Genomic DNA, 17221 nt, shown 5'->3' with positions numbered 1-17221 from the left:
AGGGGATTTTAAATCGCCCCGGCGCATACCATCGGTAACGAGATGGCGAGTGACACCGGTAGGACCGATGCCGGAGGCAGCGTCGAGCACCTTCGGCGACGGCTCGCGCGCGTGTGGGAGACGCTGCGTGGCGTGGACATCGATATCCGCCCGTTTCGGCCGGGCGAGGACGGCCCGGTCGCGTCCTTCACAGTCCCAGAGGGCGAACGCGAAGTCGACCGATACTGGGTGAACGCGCCGTACGCGTACGTCGTCGTCACCTACGACGACGCTGACAGCGAACACCGGTACTACACGGTCGAGCCGAACTTGGACCGGTTCGAGACCGACCTCCTCGACCGCGTCGTCGACGACATCCGCGACCCGCTTCTCTACCGCGAAGGGACCGGCAAGACCGACACGGCGACGCTCCGCGAGGAACTAGAGTCGCTGCTCGAAAGCTACGGCGTCGACGCCGGGATGGACACCTTTCACGCGCTCGCGTACTACCTCTACCGCGACTTCCGCGGCTACGGACGGATCGATCCCCTCCTCAACGACCGCCACATCGAGGATGTTTCGTGTGACGGCTACGACCTGCCGATATTCGTCTACCACGACGAGTACACCGACATCGAGACGAACGTCTCGTTCGGCAAACAGGACTTGGACAACTACGTGATCCGGCTCGCACAGCAGTCCGGCCGACACGTCTCCGTCGGCGACCCGATCGTGGAGACGACGCTGCCGGACGGCTCGCGCGCGGAGCTCGCGCTCGGCGAGGAGGTGACGCCTCGCGGCTCCGCGTTCACCATCCGCCAGTACGCCGAGGACCCGTTCACGCCGATCGATCTCGTGGAGTACGGCACCTTCTCGATCGAGCAGATGGCGTACTTCTGGCTCTGTATCGAGCACAACAAGAGCCTCATCTTCGCGGGCGGCACCGCCTCCGGGAAGACCACGTCCATGAACGCGGTGTCGATGTTCGTCCCGCCGCGCGCGAAGGTGCTCACCATCGAGGACACGCGAGAGCTCTCCTTGTACCACGACAACTGGCTCTCCTCTGTCACCCGTGAGCGTCGCTACGAGGGCACCGATATCGACATGTACGACCTGCTCCGCTCCGCGCTGCGACACCGCCCGGAGTACATCATCGTCGGCGAGGTCCGCGGCGACGAAGCAATCACGCTGTTTCAGGCGATGAACACGGGGCACACGACGTTCTCGACGATGCACGCCGACTCGATCGAGACGGTGATCAACCGGCTGGAGAACGAGCCGATTAATGTCCCGCGCGCGATGGTGCAGTCGCTCGACATCCTCTCGATCCAGACACTGACGCGGTCAGGCGAGCAGCGCGTGCGCCGCGCGAAGACCATCGGCGAGATCGGCGGGATCGATCAGCGAACCGGCGAACTCGACTACTCCTCGGCGTTCGAGTGGCGCGCCGACAGCGACGAGTTCCGACGGAACGACTCGTCGCTCATGGACGAGATCGCCGACGAGCGGGGATGGTCTCGATCGGAGCTGCTCCGCGAGATCGAGCGCCGCGAGCGCTTCCTCGAACTGCTCCGAGACCTCGGTGTCACCGACTACCGGACGTTCACCTCTCTCGTCAACGAGTACTACGCGGACGCCGAACGCGTGATGGAGCGGCTCGAATCGCGCGTCGACGAGAGGGACGACGCTGGCGACGGGGCGGGAGCCACCGACGACGGCGAAGAGGTGACGGGAGCCACCGACGGCGGCGTCGGACAGGGATGATCGCGTACCTCCCGCTTATCGTCGCGATCGCGTTGTGTATGGGCGTGTTGCTTCCGGCAGTCAGCCGCCGGGCAAACCTGTTCGTCACCCGAATCGCGCTGCTGGCGTTCGGCGACGCGGTCGTCACCGATGCCGAGCGCCGGCAACGACAGCGCGACCGGCTTCGCGCTGCGCACGTCGCCGGGACCCACCGCGTGTACGCGTCCAAGACGCTCTTATATGCCGGCGTGCTTGGCGTCGCCGGCAGCGTCATCGCGGTGTACGCCGTCGGCGGGCTCCTCTCGATGCTGGAGGTCGGCGAGGCGACGCTGCGCGGCGTGCTCCCCGAGGCGCTCTCGTTTCTCGCCGGCGTCGCGGGACTCACCGAGATTGGACCGCTACGGTTGTTCCTCCTCTTGGCGTTCGCGTCGGCGACGGTCGGAAGCGTGCTCGCGGCGGGGACGTACTACGGTCGCTGGGAGCTGCTGCGCCAGCGCGCTCACACGCGGTCGACGGAGATCGACGCCACGCTCCCGCGGACCGTCGCGTTCATGTACGCGCTCTCGCGGTCGGGGATGGCCTTCCCTCGGGTGATGGACACGGTCGCGGAGAACGAGGCCGTCTACGGCGAGGCCGCGACGGAGCTGTCGATCGCGGTGCGCGACATGAACGCGTTCGGCACCGACGCGCTCACCGCGCTCCAGCGAACCGCACGCCGGACGCCGAGCGAGGATCTCGCCGACTTCGCGGAGAACCTCGCGTCGGTGCTCGGCACCGGGCAGCCGATATCGACGTTTCTCAGCGATCAGTACGATCGGTATCAAGAGGAGGCCGAGTCGAAACAGGAGCAGTACCTCGAACTGCTCTCGACGTTCGCGGAGGCGTACGTCACCGCGCTCGTCGCCGGGCCGCTGTTTTTCATCACGATCCTCGTCGTGATCGGGCTCGTGTTACAGGACACGCTCCCGCTGCTCCGCGTGGTCGTGTACGTCGGCTTACCCCTCGCGACCTTCGGGTTCGTCATCTACGTGGACAGCGTCGCGCAGGGTGTGGGCGGCACCCAGACCGTCACCGTCTCCGACGCGTCCGACGGCGAGTCGCCCCGCGGCGGCGCGGCGCTGGACCGTTCGGCGGCGACACAGGCCGACGGCGGATCGACGGCCCGCGCTCCGGACGCGGCCGGCGTCGAGCGCGCGGGCGGGGGCTCGACCGATCCGTGGACGGCGAGCCGGGAGCGGCTCCGCGTGTACGACCGCCTCCGAGGGGTCCGCGAGTGGATACAATCGCCGCTCGCGAGCGTCCTCGCCGAGCCGCACACGGTGTTTGTCGTCGCCGTGCCGGTCGCCCTCGTCGGATTCCTCGCGGCGGTGCTTCCGGTGACGGGCGGAACGCCCACCGAGGTGGTCGATCAGTTCGATACGCCGTTCATCGCTGCGACCGCGGCCGTGCTCGGCGCGTACGCGGCGGTCTACGAGGTCGGCAAACGCCGGGTACGGCGACGGGAGGCGGCGGTCCCCGATTTCCTCGATCGGCTCGCCAGCGTCAACGAGGCCGGAACCTCGGTCGTCGGAGGGATCCGACGCGTGGCCGACTCGAACTTGGAGGCGCTGACGGCGGACGTGCGACGGACGCGACGCGACATCGACTGGGGAGCCGACGCCGCCACGGCGCTATGGCGGTTGGAGCGGCGCGTCCGATCGCCGATGGTCTCGCGGGCGGTCACGCTCGTCGCGAACGCGATGTACGCGAGCGGCGACATCGGCCCTGTGCTCCGGATCGCCGCCGAAGAGTCGCGCGCGACGTGGTCGCTTCGGCGCGAGCGCCGGCAGGTCATGCTCACGTACCTCGTCGTGATCTACATCTCCTTTTTCGTCTTCCTCGGGATCATCGCCGCGCTCTCGGTGTCGTTCATTCCCGCCGTCGAGTCGGCGGCGATCCCGAGCGACCCAGCCGGCGGCGGCCTCCCCGGCGGCCAGTCCGGGATCGTGGACGGGCTGGGCGACATCGAGGCGTTCGCCTACGAGCAGCTGTTCTTCCACGCGGCGGCGGTGCAGGCGGTCTGCTCCGGGCTGGTCGCCGGACAGCTCGGCGAGGGATCGGTCCGTGACGGCGTGAAACACGTCGTCGTGCTGCTCGCAGTGACGCTCGTCGCCTTCCTCCTGATCGGCCTCGTCTGAGGCCGCGCCGACCTCGGAGGCGATACGCCAGGGCGTCCGCGCCGCGTCGCCTCGCAGGCCGCCAGCGCCGCCCCGCCGATCGATCGCGGCTTCCGCCACGCACCGGACGCTGTCACCGGACCTATATCGCCGGGCACCGAGCCGTCCGTATGGACCCGCAGGCGACCTACGACCGCATCGCCGTGCACTTCTCGAAGACGCGAGAGCACCCGTGGCCGGAGGTCGAGTCGTTCCTCGCGGACCGGACGGCTGCGGTCGCGCTCGACGTAGGGTGTGGTAACGGACGACACACGGAACTGCTCGCCGACCGCACCCACTCCGCTGTCGGTGTGGATCTCAGTCGCGGACTCCTCAGCGAGGCCGTCGAGCGAGCGCGGGAGCGGGGATTCGCCGACGTTGCGTCGTTTGTCCACGGTGACGCCGCAGTGCTCCCGATCGCCGACGACGCGGTCGGACTCGCGGTGTACGTCGCGACCCTCCACCACCTGCGCTCGCGGGACGCGCGCGTCCGCAGCCTCGATGAGCTGGCCCGAGTCCTCGACGCCGACGGAGTCGCGCTGGTGAGCGCGTGGAGCACGGCGCACGATCGCTTCGACCGCGAGGAGGGATTCGACACGACCGTCGACTGGACGTTACCGGGCGGTGAGACCGTCCCTCGGTATTATCACATTTACGCGCCGCCGGAGTTCGAGTCTGACCTCGCCGAGAGCGACCTCACCGTCGTCGAATCGACCATCTCCAGCGGGAACTGCTACGCCGTCGTCGCTGGCGACGACTCCTGATTATCAGATCAGATATATTCGAGTGAGGATTAAAGCACCCTCGATGTCCCCGTCGGAACAATGAGTCCCACGCCGCTCGGTCGCTTGGTCCGCCGCGTGACCCCCGACGCGATCACCCGCAGTTACCTCGCGAAGTTCGCGATCGTCGTTCTGCTCGTCGTCGGAGCCATCGGAGCCGTCGGGGCGGTCACGTACGCGGAGACGACCGACAGCTTGGAATCGTCTGCCCAACAGGACTACACCGCGGTCGCGGAGCTGAGCGGTACGGAGATCGACGTGTGGACGAACGAGCGCCGCACGACCGCCCGGGATCTCGCTGACCACGACGCCTTCGGACTCGACAGGGAGCCCGAACAAGTAGAGAGTTACCTCACCTCTCATCTCTCTTGGCAGGCCGACGATATCGTCGCGCTCCACTACGTCAACCGCAAGGAGGGGACGCTTATCGCCTCGACCGACGACGACCGAGGTGCCGCGCTCGTCGATCGGGACTGGATGAGCGACGACCTCCTAGTCGGTTCCGACACGTACACCTCTCCGACGTACGAGCGCGACGGCGAGCGACACGTCGCGTACGCCGCCCACACGCCGGGGCGCAACTACCTCATGATGGAGGTATCGCTCGCGTCGATCATCGGGGATCTCCGACAGCCGACGGCGGGATCGTTCACCACGGTTGTCGAGGCCGACGGGACGATCGGCGCGAGCGATCGCGACGCCGTCGCAGGCGAGCGATACGACGACGGAATGCGAGACGAGATGGTCAACGGGTCCGCGGTCGGTCACGTATCCTCTGCGATGTTCGCGTTCACCGACGACGCCGAGTACTTCACCGCGTACGCGCCGGTCGCCACGGAGGACTGGTACGTCGGGGTCCACGTCCCGCTCACAGAGGCGTACGCGCTCTCTGGGATGATCGGGCGAAATCTGCTTCTGATCGTCGGCGTCGCGGTCGTCGGATTGGGGCTGTTCGGACTGACGCTTGGCCGCGGAACCGTCACTGAACTGAACCAGCTCAAGCGGAAGGCGAGGACGCTCGAATCGGGCGAACTCGACGTGGCGTTCGACACGGACCGCCGCGACGAGTTCGGCGACCTCTACGGCGCGTTCTCGACCATGCGCGACTCCCTGCGCGAGCAGATCGAATCGGCCGAAACGCAGCGGCAACGCGCTGAGACGGCGAAATCGGAGAGCGAGGCGTTCGCAGAGCAGCTGGAGGCGCGAGCGGCGGCGTTCGGCGAGACGATGGACGACTGCGCCGACGGTGACCTCACGGCCCGGCTCGACGCTGACGCCGACGACCCGGAGGCGCTCAGGGAGATAGCCGATGGGTTCAACGAAGCCATGGACGAACTCGAGACGGCGATCGCCGAGGTTGACACCTTCGCCGCGGCGGTCGCAGAGAAGAGCGAGGCGGTCTCCGACGGCGCAGACGAGGTCGCCGAGGCGGGTCGAGAGACGAGCGACGCAGTCGACGAGATATCGGCTGGCGCGGAGCGACAGAGCCGCCGTCTCTCCGAGGTGGCCGGAGAGATGGAGGACATGTCGGCGACCGTCGAGGAGGTCGCGTCGTCCGCCGAGGAGGTCGCGACCACGTCACAGCGCGCGAGCGAGGTCACCGAGACGGGACGCGAGGCGACCGTCGGGGCAACAGAGCAGCTCCACGACATCGAGGACCGCTCGGAATCCGCCGCGGAGACGATATCACGGCTGGAGGCGGAGATGGAGGAGGTTGACGCGATCGTTGAGACCATCTCCGAGATCGCCGATCAGACCAACCTGCTGGCGCTGAACGCGAGCATCGAGGCCGCCCGCGCCGGCGAGGCCGGCTCCGGGTTCGCCGTCGTCGCGGAGGAGGTGAAGTCACTCGCCGAAGAAACCCAAGAATCGGCTGCCGAGGTCGAGGCGCTGATCGACGGACTCCGCGAGCGCACCGATGCGACGGTCGCCGAGATGGAGGCGATCCGCGAGGGGATCGACGACGGCGTCGAGACCGTCGAGCGGGCAGAGGACGCGCTGGACGAGGTAGAAGAGCGGGTGACACAGGCCGACGACGGCGTTCAGGAGATATCGGGCGCGATGGACGCGCAGGCGTCGTCTGTCAGCGAGGTGACCGGCGCGGTCGACGACCTCGCCGGCGTGAGCCAACAGACGACCGCGGAGGCGACGACGGTCGCCTCCACCGCCGAGGAGCAGGCCGCGACACTCGGCGAAGTCTCCGATCAGGCGCACGACCTGACCAACCGAGCGCGGAGTTTGCGGCGGATGACCGAGGGGTTCGAGGTCGCGACCGACGCTGCCGGCGACATCGCGACTGGTACCGACGACGCGAGTCAGTCCGGCGTCGACGCCGACAACGGGAATGATATCGCCTTCGACGACAGCGAGAACGAGGCCGACAGAGACTCCGCACGTGACCGCTCCGCAGACACCGAGTTCGACTTCGGGACGAGCGGCGTCGATGGGGACGCCGGAAGCGACGGTGAGGCGGAGGGCGCGATGAGCGCCGACGGCGGGATCGACCGCGACTCAGCCGATTCCGATTCCGGATCTGACGGTTCACCAGACGACGACGCGACCGATCTGACCGACTCGGCCACGACAGAGAACAGAGACGGAGTCGCTGGCGGTCGCGACGTGGACGCAGAAGAGTAGCCGCGGGCTCAGTCCGCGACGGTCTCGTGGCCGGTCCGTTCTTCCTCGGGGACCGGGACCACGATCTTGTAGGCCGCGTACAGCCCGAGCACCACGATACCGACCAGCACGACGCCGGTTCGGAGCTGTGGCGAGATGAGCGGGGTCGCCACGACCTCGCCCGCCTCGTTGGTTATCGGAACCGGGCTGTACGGCTGGCCGGCGAGGATCTCGACGATCCCCATGCCGACGATGCCGAGCAGCATGAGTCCCGCGCTCAGCGCCATCGCCGCTCTGTCGATGATGTCAGTGGTTGTCATTGGTGGTCACCTCTCAGCCGAGCAGGTATCGGAGCTTGGGGTGTCGTTCGACGACATCGAGCTTCTCGATGACCGCGTCGAGCCCGTAGTATCGTCCGGCCGCGAGCGCGATCACCGTCATGAACAACAGCAGGCCCATGAAGTCGCCGTTGACGACGCCGTTGGCGAAGTCCGCGTTGCCGATCCAGAACAGGACCATGAAGATGACCCCGCCGAATGCGGCGAAGCGGGTGAACGCGCCGACGATCAGCGCAAGCCCGATCAGCGTCTCAAACAGGGGCACGCCCGGCTCGATGAGCCACGCGAGGTTGTTCCCCATCCAGACCGGGATGCCGCCGAGGGCCGTTCCCGACATCTCTTGCATGTACGCGGTGCCGTAGGTGTACGAGAGCCCGTCCTCGATGAGCTTGGTGATCCCCGCGTGGAGGAACCACCACCCGGTGACGACGCGCAGGAACGCGATCCAGTACGCCGCCCACGGACCGTCCAGGGCGAACTCGACGTCTTCGACCAGGGGATTGCTTGCTTGGTATGACATCGTCGTCACCTCACAGGTGCACGTTGGGTGGCTACACCTATAGAAACCTAGAACGGTTCTAAACGTCTGAAAACCGTTCTAAGAGCGCTGGAACGGCCCGCGATACTGTGGTATTTTATATGACGCATCGGTCGACACGTGCACAACGGCGTCGGAACACGGAACGTTTATCAAAACAGTTCGGCCTACGTGTAGACGCGCGCCGGTGGTCTAGTGGTAGGACCTGAGCCTTCCAAGCTCATGGCCCGGGTTCAAATCCCGGCCGGCGCACTCCCTTCGGTCGTGCGCCGCCCGTACTCCCACTCGCTCCGCTCGCGGGAGTCCCGGCCGGCGCATCTTCTCCACTACGAACGAGGAGCGATAGCGACGAGTGAGGCGTGCGGGAAGATGCGCGAGGGATTTGAATCAGGGAGCGTCGCGAGCGAAGCGAGCAGAGCGACCGTGGTTCACAATCCCGGCCGGCGCACTTCTGACTGACTCTGTCAGTCAACGTCTACTTCGCTTCGCTCAGCAGACTCCCTTCGGTCGTGCGCCGCCCGTATTCCCACTCGCTTCGCTCGCGGGAGTCCCGGCCGGCGCATTTCTCGAACGAAGTGAGAGAAATCGCCGAGCGTTCTGTTCGCACAGACCACATCGCTCTACGCTCGCGATCGAGTCCGGATGCGACCGCCGGCGACACCGGCCAGCTCGATCAGGAACGACCGGCGTCGTCGTCCAATCGCTCCGAGATGAATCGCGCCTCACTCGGATCGAGGTCGCGGTCGGTCTCGCGGAACGCCCGGAGTCCCGATCGGTAGCGTTCGGCGTCGTCGTCGGCCGGCGCGTCGGCCGGGCGAGCCAACTCCAACTCCGCGATTCCGGTCTGCTCGCCGGTGTACGCGAACCCGCACTTGTAGAGCGCCGCGTACGCGAACGGGTTGTTGACCGCGATCCGAACCCGGTCGTAGCCCGCCTTCGCCAGCCGTTCGACGGTGCGATCGATCAGCCGCGGCCCGAGTCCCTCGCCGCGCCGCGCGACGTGGACCGTGACGTATCGGATCCGGCAGCGGTCCGGATCGGTCCGGTCCGGTGAAAAGGAGACGGCGGCGACCACGTCGTCGTCGAACGCGCTCTCGTCGACGGCCGGAGCCAGCGGTTCGTCGGGCTCCCACTCCGGAACGGCCGGCGAGCCGTCCGCCGTCCGCAACACCGCCTTTCCCGGCGCGCCGAGGACGAACTTCCCGGCGTACGCGAACGCCCGGTAGTCGAGCCGCAACGTGGCATCCGCCCCGGGCTCACAGACGAGCGCGTACTCCATGCCGGCGGCTACGGCTCGGTCGCATATATGCGACCGGACGGTCGACGACTCATCTGCGGCCGCGTCTGGTCGGCTCGCGCGGAATGCAAACCGGAATCGTTCCGCGAGAGGATTTAGGTTCTGCCGGGTCCGAACGCAGATATGCACGGTCTCGGCGACGTTCGATTCTTCGACCGGTTGGCACCGCTGTACGACCTCGCGATGCCGCCGGCGGACGGCGAGGCGCTGGCCGCCGGCCTCGCCCACGCGACCAGACCGATCGACCGACTGCTCGACGTGGGCGGCGGGTCCGGGCGGGCCGCGGCCGCGCTGGCGGGACCGGAGATATTCGTGGTGGACGCCTCCCGCGAGATGCTCTCTCGCGCCCGTCGCGAGCGGGGGCTGTCGGCCGTCGCCGGCGACGCCGGGCGACTTCCGATCCGCGATGCGAGCGTCGACGCGGTCACCATCGTCGACGCCTTCCACCACCTGCCTGACCACGGGGCGGCGATTCACGAGATATCGCGCGTCCTCGCGCCCGGCGGTGCGGTCGTGATCCGGGAGTTCGACCCGACGCATCCGCTGGGCCGCGGCCTCGTCGCCGCCGAGCACGCGATCGGGATGTCATCGCGGTTCCGCGCTCCGAGCGACCTCGCAGCCGCCCTCGACGACGCCGGGCTCGATCCGCGGATCGTCGACCGCGGCGTCGGTTACACGGTCGCAGGTGTCAAACGAAAAATATGACTTTCCGTGACCTCGCAAGACTGGCCGGTGCCGGCGACGAGGCGCGGGGTTCCGTCACGCGCGGCGGTAAGACGGACCTCCTGTAACAGGGTTATGCCCGTGACGCCCGTGTCTGTCAGTGAATGCAGGACCGACAGACGCGGACCTCCAGACGGGCGGTATTGGCTTCGGCCGGCGCGGCGATCGCGGCGACGGCCGGCTGCCTCGGTTCGAGCGGCGACAGCGAGCCGCCAGCGGCGTACACCACTCCCGCCGCGGCGGAGTTTGACGGCGTCGTCGACAGCCAGTGGCTCTCGGAGAATCTGGAGGACGTACACCTCCTCGATGTCCGCGACGAGGGGGCGTTCGGCGACGCGCATATTCCCGGCGCACATCACTTCCCCGACTCGGAGATGCTCGACAGCTACGCCGAGGAGACGCCGGACGGCTTCGAGGTATCCCCCGACGTGATCGCGTGGACACTCTCGCAGGCTGGGATCGAATCGGGCGACGACGTCGTGGTGTACGGTGCCGAATCGAACCTCTGGGAGACGTACGCCATCTACACGCTCAACGCCCTCGGCCACGAGGGACAGGTGAGTCTGCTCGACGGCGGATTCACCGTCTGGGACGCCGCGGGCGAGGAGACGACGGGTTCGTCACCGGAGTCGGGCGACGCGACCTACGAGCCGGAACTCGACACCGGCGTGGTAGCCACCCGCGAGTTCGTCGCCGAGAACGTCGACGAGTCGGACGCGTCGGTCCCGATACTCGACATGCGCTCGCCCGCGGAGTACTACGGTGTCGATCAGCGCGGTGACCTCGGCCGGTTCGGGCACGTCACCGGCGCGACCAATCTCAACTTCGTCCAGAGCATCGACGACGAGGCGGGTCGGCTGCGAACGCCCGAGGAACTGGAAACGCTGTGGATCGACGACGCCGACCTCTCGCGCGACGAGACGGTCGTCGCGTACTGCCAGACCGCTATCCGAGCGTCGGTCGGCTGGTTCGTCCTCGATCAGTTCGGCTTCGAGGACGTGCGCAACTACGAGGGGAGCTGGGCCGACTGGGGAACCCTCTCCGAAGAGAACGGCTACTACTACACCACGGGCGAGGACACGGGAACGGTGATCGACACGTTCGCGTAGTCGACACTATCGGTATCGCGGCTGTCCTCTCGGGTCTCACCGCACAGCCCAGCACCTCACGCCTCCCCAGCCTCGCGGCTCACTGCTCGCGGTTTCACCGCTCGCAATCGAGGTGTTCGCTTCGCTCACACCTCGCTCGCCGCATCCCTCGCGGGCGGTTCGCGCCGCGTCGCGTCGCTCACCGGCGCGCCGACCGCACCGCAACGCCAGTTGTTTACAGTTATCCACGATCGTCGCCGTCGCTCGGGTCCGGTTATATACTCTACTCTCTTGCGGAGTTCTATCGAACGCCGCTTCACAGAGTCACGGCGCGGTTCAATCGTGTGAGGGGCCGTGCGCGGCGTGGTCGTGATCGTGATCGTGCGCGCCGTCGTCAGTCGACTCGTCGTGGGCGTGGTCCTGTTCGTCGGAGCCCGTCTCTCCCAGTAGTTCTGCGCCCTCGCCGTCGATCATATCCATATTCTTCAGGTTATCGCGCTCTTCAAAGTCCTCGACGGCCGCCATCACGTCCTCCTGTGTGATCGTCATCCGGTCTTCGGTGAGTGCGCCAAGAACGGCCTCGCGGAGCACCATCCGGAGGTCGGATCCCGTGAGCCCGCTCGTCCGGTCGGCGACCTCCTCGGGGTCGAAGTCGGCGATCTCCATCTCCTTTGTGACGACACGGAGGATGTCGGCGCGCATGTCGCGGTCGGGCTTGGGGAAGTTGACAATCTCGTCGAACCGACGCCACGCGGCAGCGTCGAGCTGATCGGGGTGGTTGGTCGCGCCGATCAACAGGACCTCGTCGCGGATCAGCGAGACCTCGTCGATCGACTTGAGCAGGGTGTTGACGGCGCGTTTCAGCGCGGCGTGTTCGTCGCTCCGGCGGGTCTTCGCGACGGAGTCGAACTCGTCGATGAAGAGGATACACGGAGAGAGACGCTTCGCCACCTCAAACGTCTTCTCGACGTTTTTCGCCGTCTCACCGAGGTACTGGCTCGTGATCATCGAGAGCTTCACCTCGACGAACGGGAGACCGAGTTCGTGTGCGAGCGCGCGAGATATCGTCGTTTTTCCGGTTCCCGGAGGTCCGACGAACAGCAGCTTCCCGATCTCGCGGAGCCCGATGCTCGCGAGGTACTCGCGGTGTTCGATCGCCTTCACGATCTTCTGGATCTCGCCCTCTTGGTCGCCGGTGAGCACGAGGTCGTCGAGGGTCGTCTCGATCTCCTCGGGCGCGCGGACGTTGACCAGATCGAGCATCTCGGCGTCTTCCTCCTCGTCGAAGTACTCATCGAGCAGGGCGTCGATCCAGACGCGATCGGCTTGCACCGGACGCACGTTGTCCCTAGACTCCTCGTGCGTCACGGGCGCGTCGAAGTCGTCCGCGTCGGCGAGGGCGGCGACGATCGTCGGGTTGGCCCCGATCCTGTCGTCGTCCGCGTGGTCGACGTACCACTCCAGCGCCATCTCGGGCTGGGTCAGCGATATCTCGCCGGAGAAGTCGGTTCGCTGGGTGAAAAGCAGCTCTGAGACGGCTTCCCACGGACGGTCGACGCCGGTGGCGGTGCGAGTCACCCCGTCGGTCGCCTTTATCGGTCGATCGACGCCGCCCGGCGCGTCCTCGGCCGCGTCGTCGGACCAGAACACCTGACGGAACCTGGGTGGCAGGTCGTTTTCGTCGAGATCGCGGTTCTCGGTGTAGAGGTGCGTCGTCAACACGAACTCGACGACGTCGAGCGCCGGATCACTCATCCGCACGATATAGCTCCGGGACGCTGTTAAGCGCGTCGAACTGCGTCCGACCGTTCGCGCACGTCCCTCGCTCGCCACCTCGCGTATCGAACGCTTATTATCCTTGGTGAGAGACCGGTGTAGCATGAGCACTGAGGACGCGGTCGACGCCGGAGACGCCGGAGACGAGGCCGCACTCGGCGACGCCGGTGCGGCCGCCACAGACGAAGACGACGCTGGCGGAGCCGCCACTGGCTCCCCGCACGAAAATGCGAGCCAAGATGTGATCGCCGTCGACCCCGACGATGTCGAACAGGGAACCGTGAACCGGCTCGACGCCCACACTGGCGACGGGATCCGGCACCGCGCGTTCACCTGTCTCGTGTACGACACCGATGGGCGGATCCTACTCGCCCAACGCGCGCCGAACAAACGGCTGTGGGACGGCCACTGGGACGGCACGGTCGCCTCCCACCCCGTCGAGGGGCAGTCACAGGAAGACGCGACCGCGAAGCGGCTCGAAGAGGAACTCGGTATCACGCCCGACCAGTACGACGATCTCCGGATGACGGACAAGTTCGAGTACAAGCGCTACTACCCCAATGAGGGCGTCGAGTGGGAAGTCTGTGCGGTGCTGAAAGTCACCCTTGATGACACCGACATCGACCCCGACGAGGAGGAGATCGGCGGCATGCTGTGGGCCGATTACGAACACCTCCACGAGAATCCGGCACTGTACCGACAACTCCGGCTGTGCCCGTGGTTCGAGATCGCGATGCGGCGCGACTTCGCCTGATCTCGGACCGGCCGCCGCCGCGACCGAAACGGCGAGTTGAAGGCGCGCGGGCGACTGGCTTCAAGACATGACCGTCGTCGTCGTGCTGGCGAAGCCGCCCCGTGAGGGGCTCGTCGCGACCGGGATCGCGGAGTCGACACCGCTGTCGACCGCCGAGGCCGCCGAACTGTACGAGGCGCTGTTCCGCGACGCCGTCCTCGCGGTCGACCGCTCCGGCGGCGACCTCCTCGTCAACTACCCGGTCGACGACGACCTCCCCGCCGAGCACCGCACCGACATCGCCCCGGAGGCCGAACTCCGGTCGCTTGTCGCCGACACGCTTGGCGGCACCGAAGATGTCCGCTTCGAGCGACAGGTCGGCTCGTCGTTCGGCGCGCGCGCCGGAAACACCGTCACGCACCTGCTGCGCGAGGAGAACGCCGACTCCGTCGCAGTCGTCACGCCGAGCGCACCACTGTTCTCGCGGACCCTCGTCGACTCGGCCGCGATGAAGCTCCGGACGAACGAGGTCGTGCTCGGTCCCTCGACCCGCGGCCGGACCTACTACGCGGGGTTCACCGAGCCGATAGACTTCGACGGGGCGTTCGACGCGCCGAGCCTCCCGACGCTGGCGGCCCGCGGCCGCGACGCCGGCCTCGACGTCGAGTTCGTCGAACCCGCGCCGTCGCTTTCCGACGGCGGCGATCTGCTCGACGCGATTCCGATGTTGCGCGCTCGGTTCGCCGCCGAGCGCGTCGTCCCCGACCACACCGCCGCGTTCGTCCACGACCACGGGCTCGACGTGGTCGTCGAGGACGGCCAGACGCGCGTCGTGCGCGACTGAACGGGTATCGGGAGCCATCCGAAGATTACCGGGACGCCCACCCTCGTTGCAGGGAGAACCACCCGCGGATTGATATGCGACGGTCGGCTGCTGTACGACATGGTGACTGGGGTGGTGTTTTCGGACGCCGCGCACCTCGCCGTCGGCCTCGCGCTCGTCGCCGTCGCGGTGTTCGTCGTCTACGCGCTCGACCGGCCCGACGGCGCGTGGACGCGCGCGATGCGATCGCGGTTCCTCTACGGCGTCCCGTGGGGCACGCTCATCTCGCTCGCGGTCGTCGTCGCGGTTTATCTGTTCGTCCAAGACGGGATCAGTAATCCCTACCGACCCGTCGTGATTCCGTTTCGGTCATGGTCGTACTTCTACCCGGAGGGGCTCTTGTGGGCCGGGCTCGCACACTCTGGACTGGGACACCTCACCGGCAACCTTCTGTCCGCGCTTGTCGCGGGCGGTATCGCCGAGTACGCCTACGGCCACGGGGCGGGCGGACGCGACCGCACCACCTCGATCACGGACAACCTCCTTGACGAGTCTGCCGGCGACCGCGCGCTCGTCTCGAACCCGTACGTCCGTGCGTTCGTCGTCGTTCCGGGGGCAATCCTCGGGTTCGCGGTGCTCTCGTCGCTGTTCACGCTCGGCCCAGTGATCGGCTTTTCGACCGCCGTTTTCGCGCTCTGGGGGTTCGCCTTGGTCCACTACCCGGTCCGGTCGCTCGCGGCGCTGACCGGCCCGACCCTCGCGAGCGTCGTCTACTGGACGCTCCGCAGCCCGGTGGCGCTCGGCGAGGCGAGCGGTTCGTACGGCCCGCCGGGGTGGGCGAACGTCGCCGTGCAAGGGCACGCGCTCGGGCTCATCGTCGGCGCGCTCGCCGCGGTGTGGCTGGTTCGTCGCCGACGCGAGAAGGGGTCTGGCTCCGGGCTCGACTTCGGTTCCGGCTTCGGCTCCGACGCCCGCTCTCGCGTCCCCACCGGCGACGGTCGGTCGGGAGTCGCCACACTCGCCGTGTTCGGCTGCGTGCTGCTGTTCGGCGCGTCCCGTAGACTCTGGGCGATCTACTGGTATCTCGGCGGCGAGCGGTTCGAGCTGTACCGCGCGCTCGGGCTCGGGTTGTTCGCCCTATTGGCGGCGATCGTCGCGGTCGCAGCCGTCGGTCGCGACGAGCCGCTGTGGCCCGATCGAGCCGTCTCGCGCTCCGAGACGGTCCGCGACGCGGTCCGGTCAGCCACGCCGGCCGCGGTCGGGTTGCTCTGTCTCCTCGCCGCGCTCGCCGCCGTCGCGGGTCCCGCGGTCGTTCCGAACCTCGTGACCGTCGACGACGGCGGCGATCTCCCGGGCGACCCGATCGAGATCAATGGGTACCAGATCACCTACGCTGAGAACGTCGAGAACCGACTCGTGAGCGCCGTCGACGTCGAGGCGTTCGGCCGGTCGACATCGGTGAACACGTCGGGGGTGATCGTCTCGAATCCGGATCGAGAGATCTGGACGACCGCCGTCTCGCGGGGGAACTTGGCGTTCTGGGGGTACCGCGCCGTCGACGTGGGAGGAACGGGCTGGCGCGAGACCGTCTGGATCCAGCGGACGGGCTGGGTCGCCGCCGGCGGCGAGACGGCGTATCGGGTCGACGCGATCCGAAACGAGACGCGGTCAACCCTGTTCGCGAGCGAACCGGCGCGCGTGGACGGTCGGATAGACGGCCGAAACGCCTCTATCGCTCCCGTCGACGAGGGGTTCGAACTCCGCGTCGAACACGAGGAACGGACCGAGGCCGCACCGCTCCCCGCGACGAACGAGTCGGTCACGGTACTGGGGATCTCGGTCGTTCGGGAAGAGTCTCGGGTGTACGCCGAACGGGATGGAACGCGGATACAGATCGCCCGGCAGGAGCAGTACGAGGGACGGCAGTGAGGACGGACTACCCCGCACCGTGACGGGTCGCCGTGATCAACTCCAGACGATCCGGTACACCTCGGCGTCGATCTCGCGGGACGCCTCGGTGTGATGGTCGAACTGGGCGTCGATCGCGAAGTCGGCCGCGAACGCGTGCGTCACCTCGCCGCCCTCGTCATCGGCGAACGCCTCGACGAACTCCTGACTCCCGGCGTTGTGCACCGAGTAGGAGACGTCGGCGACGCGGCTCGCGGTCAGTAGGAAGCCGCGGTCCGCGTTTCGGTGGCCGTCCTGCGCGCCGAACGGCGGATTCATCACCACGGTGACGGGGTCGGGGACAGAAAGCGGAAGTCGCGTCGCGTCGGCCTGTATCCAGTGCATGGGCGCGCTCGCGGCGACGCGGCGCTCGTTCTCGGTCGCGGTCGCCAGCGCGGCGCGGTCAATCTCGCCGCCGAAGACGCGGGCGGGTCCGCGGAGGGCCGCCGCCAGCGCAAGCATTCCCGTGCCGGTACCCAGATCGATCACGGTCCGACCGTCGATGTCGCCATGGAGGTCGGCGAGGTGAATCACGTGGGCGGCCAACTCGGGCGGCGTCGGATACTGTTCGAGGGACGCCTGCGGGTTCTCGAAGCCCGTGACGACGCCCAGTTTGGCCGCGAGCGAGCGTTTCGACGCCATC

14 protein-coding genes and 1 tRNA gene are annotated in these 17221 nt (G+C 67.4%); 10 read left to right on the top strand and 5 right to left on the bottom strand.

Annotation, left to right across the window (positions count from 1 at the left end):
* Positions 1 to 42: 42 nt before the first annotated feature.
* The 4 genes from NO887_RS08220 (at position 43) to NO887_RS08205 (ending at position 7336) form a co-directional block, all read left to right on the top strand.
* On the top strand, positions 43 to 1743 hold the full coding sequence (locus tag NO887_RS08220) for a type II/IV secretion system ATPase subunit (RefSeq protein WP_256417980.1): 1701 nt from the start codon (positions 43 to 45) through the stop codon (positions 1741 to 1743).
* A complete protein-coding gene (locus NO887_RS08215) occupies positions 1740 to 3899 on the top strand; it encodes a type II secretion system F family protein (RefSeq protein WP_256417979.1) in 2160 nt (719 codons plus the stop codon). The genes NO887_RS08220 and NO887_RS08215 overlap by 4 nt, the downstream gene beginning before the upstream one ends.
* A 149-nt stretch (positions 3900 to 4048) precedes the next feature.
* The gene (locus NO887_RS08210; RefSeq protein WP_256417978.1) at positions 4049 to 4681 is read left to right on the top strand and encodes a class I SAM-dependent methyltransferase; all 633 of its coding nucleotides are present in this window, start codon (positions 4049 to 4051) and stop codon (positions 4679 to 4681) included.
* Positions 4682 to 4741: 60 nt separating this feature from the next.
* Positions 4742 to 7336 (top strand): methyl-accepting chemotaxis protein, encoded by a 2595-nt coding sequence (locus NO887_RS08205; protein ID WP_256417977.1) that lies wholly within the window; start codon positions 4742 to 4744, stop codon positions 7334 to 7336.
* An 8-nt stretch (positions 7337 to 7344) separates the two neighbouring features.
* On the opposite strand, the gene NO887_RS08200 is transcribed toward NO887_RS08205, so the two are convergent.
* Both NO887_RS08200 and NO887_RS08195 read right to left on the bottom strand, forming a co-directional pair.
* On the bottom strand, positions 7345 to 7635 hold the full coding sequence (locus tag NO887_RS08200) for a hypothetical protein (protein ID WP_256417976.1): 291 nt from the start codon (positions 7633 to 7635) through the stop codon (positions 7345 to 7347).
* 13 nt (positions 7636 to 7648) lie between these two features.
* Complete coding sequence (locus NO887_RS08195; RefSeq protein ID WP_256417975.1) at positions 7649 to 8173, bottom strand: DoxX family protein; 525 nt, start codon at positions 8171 to 8173, stop codon at positions 7649 to 7651.
* 199 nt (positions 8174 to 8372) lie between these two features.
* On the opposite strand from NO887_RS08195, the gene NO887_RS08190 reads away from it, so the two are divergent.
* A tRNA-Gly gene (locus NO887_RS08190) sits at positions 8373 to 8443 on the top strand.
* 421 nt (positions 8444 to 8864) lie between these two features.
* Here NO887_RS08190 and NO887_RS08185 read toward each other — a convergent pair.
* A complete protein-coding gene (locus NO887_RS08185; protein WP_256417973.1) occupies positions 8865 to 9470 on the bottom strand; it encodes a GNAT family N-acetyltransferase in 606 nt (201 codons plus the stop codon).
* 141 nt (positions 9471 to 9611) lie between these two features.
* Here NO887_RS08185 and NO887_RS08180 point away from each other — a divergent pair, with 141 nt between their 5' ends.
* Positions 9612 to 10193, top strand: a complete 582-nt coding sequence (locus NO887_RS08180) for a class I SAM-dependent methyltransferase (protein WP_256417972.1) — start codon at positions 9612 to 9614, stop codon at positions 10191 to 10193.
* A 122-nt stretch (positions 10194 to 10315) separates the two neighbouring features.
* The gene (locus tag NO887_RS08175) at positions 10316 to 11320 is read left to right on the top strand and encodes a sulfurtransferase (protein ID WP_256417971.1); all 1005 of its coding nucleotides are present in this window, start codon (positions 10316 to 10318) and stop codon (positions 11318 to 11320) included.
* Positions 11321 to 11635: 315 nt separating this feature from the next.
* On the opposite strand, the gene NO887_RS08170 is transcribed toward NO887_RS08175, so the two are convergent.
* Positions 11636 to 13054: an ATP-binding protein gene (locus NO887_RS08170; protein WP_256417970.1), complete on the bottom strand. Its 1419-nt coding sequence runs from the start codon at positions 13052 to 13054 to the stop codon at positions 11636 to 11638.
* Between the two features lie 124 nt (positions 13055 to 13178).
* Here NO887_RS08170 and NO887_RS08165 point away from each other — a divergent pair, with 124 nt between their 5' ends.
* From NO887_RS08165 to NO887_RS08155, 3 genes are all read left to right on the top strand, one after another.
* The gene (locus tag NO887_RS08165) at positions 13179 to 13829 is read left to right on the top strand and encodes an NUDIX hydrolase (protein WP_256417969.1); all 651 of its coding nucleotides are present in this window, start codon (positions 13179 to 13181) and stop codon (positions 13827 to 13829) included.
* A gap of 67 nt (positions 13830 to 13896) precedes the next feature.
* Positions 13897 to 14652 carry a DUF2064 domain-containing protein gene (locus NO887_RS08160; protein WP_256417968.1) on the top strand — a complete coding sequence of 252 codons (756 nt, stop codon included), beginning with the start codon at positions 13897 to 13899 and terminating at the stop codon, positions 14650 to 14652.
* A 99-nt stretch (positions 14653 to 14751) separates the two neighbouring features.
* The gene (locus tag NO887_RS08155; RefSeq protein ID WP_256417967.1) at positions 14752 to 16560 is read left to right on the top strand and encodes a rhomboid family intramembrane serine protease; all 1809 of its coding nucleotides are present in this window, start codon (positions 14752 to 14754) and stop codon (positions 16558 to 16560) included.
* Between the two features lie 36 nt (positions 16561 to 16596).
* On the opposite strand, the gene NO887_RS08150 is transcribed toward NO887_RS08155, so the two are convergent.
* Complete coding sequence (locus NO887_RS08150; protein WP_256417966.1) at positions 16597 to 17220, bottom strand: METTL5 family protein; 624 nt, start codon at positions 17218 to 17220, stop codon at positions 16597 to 16599.
* Position 17221 lies beyond the last annotated feature (1 nt).

The organism is Halorubrum laminariae (assembly GCF_024494655.1).
GTDB lineage: Archaea > Halobacteriota > Halobacteria > Halobacteriales > Haloferacaceae > Halorubrum > Halorubrum laminariae.
The sequence above is the reverse complement of the archived record's forward strand: the minus strand, read 5'-3'. Positions and strand labels throughout refer to the sequence as shown.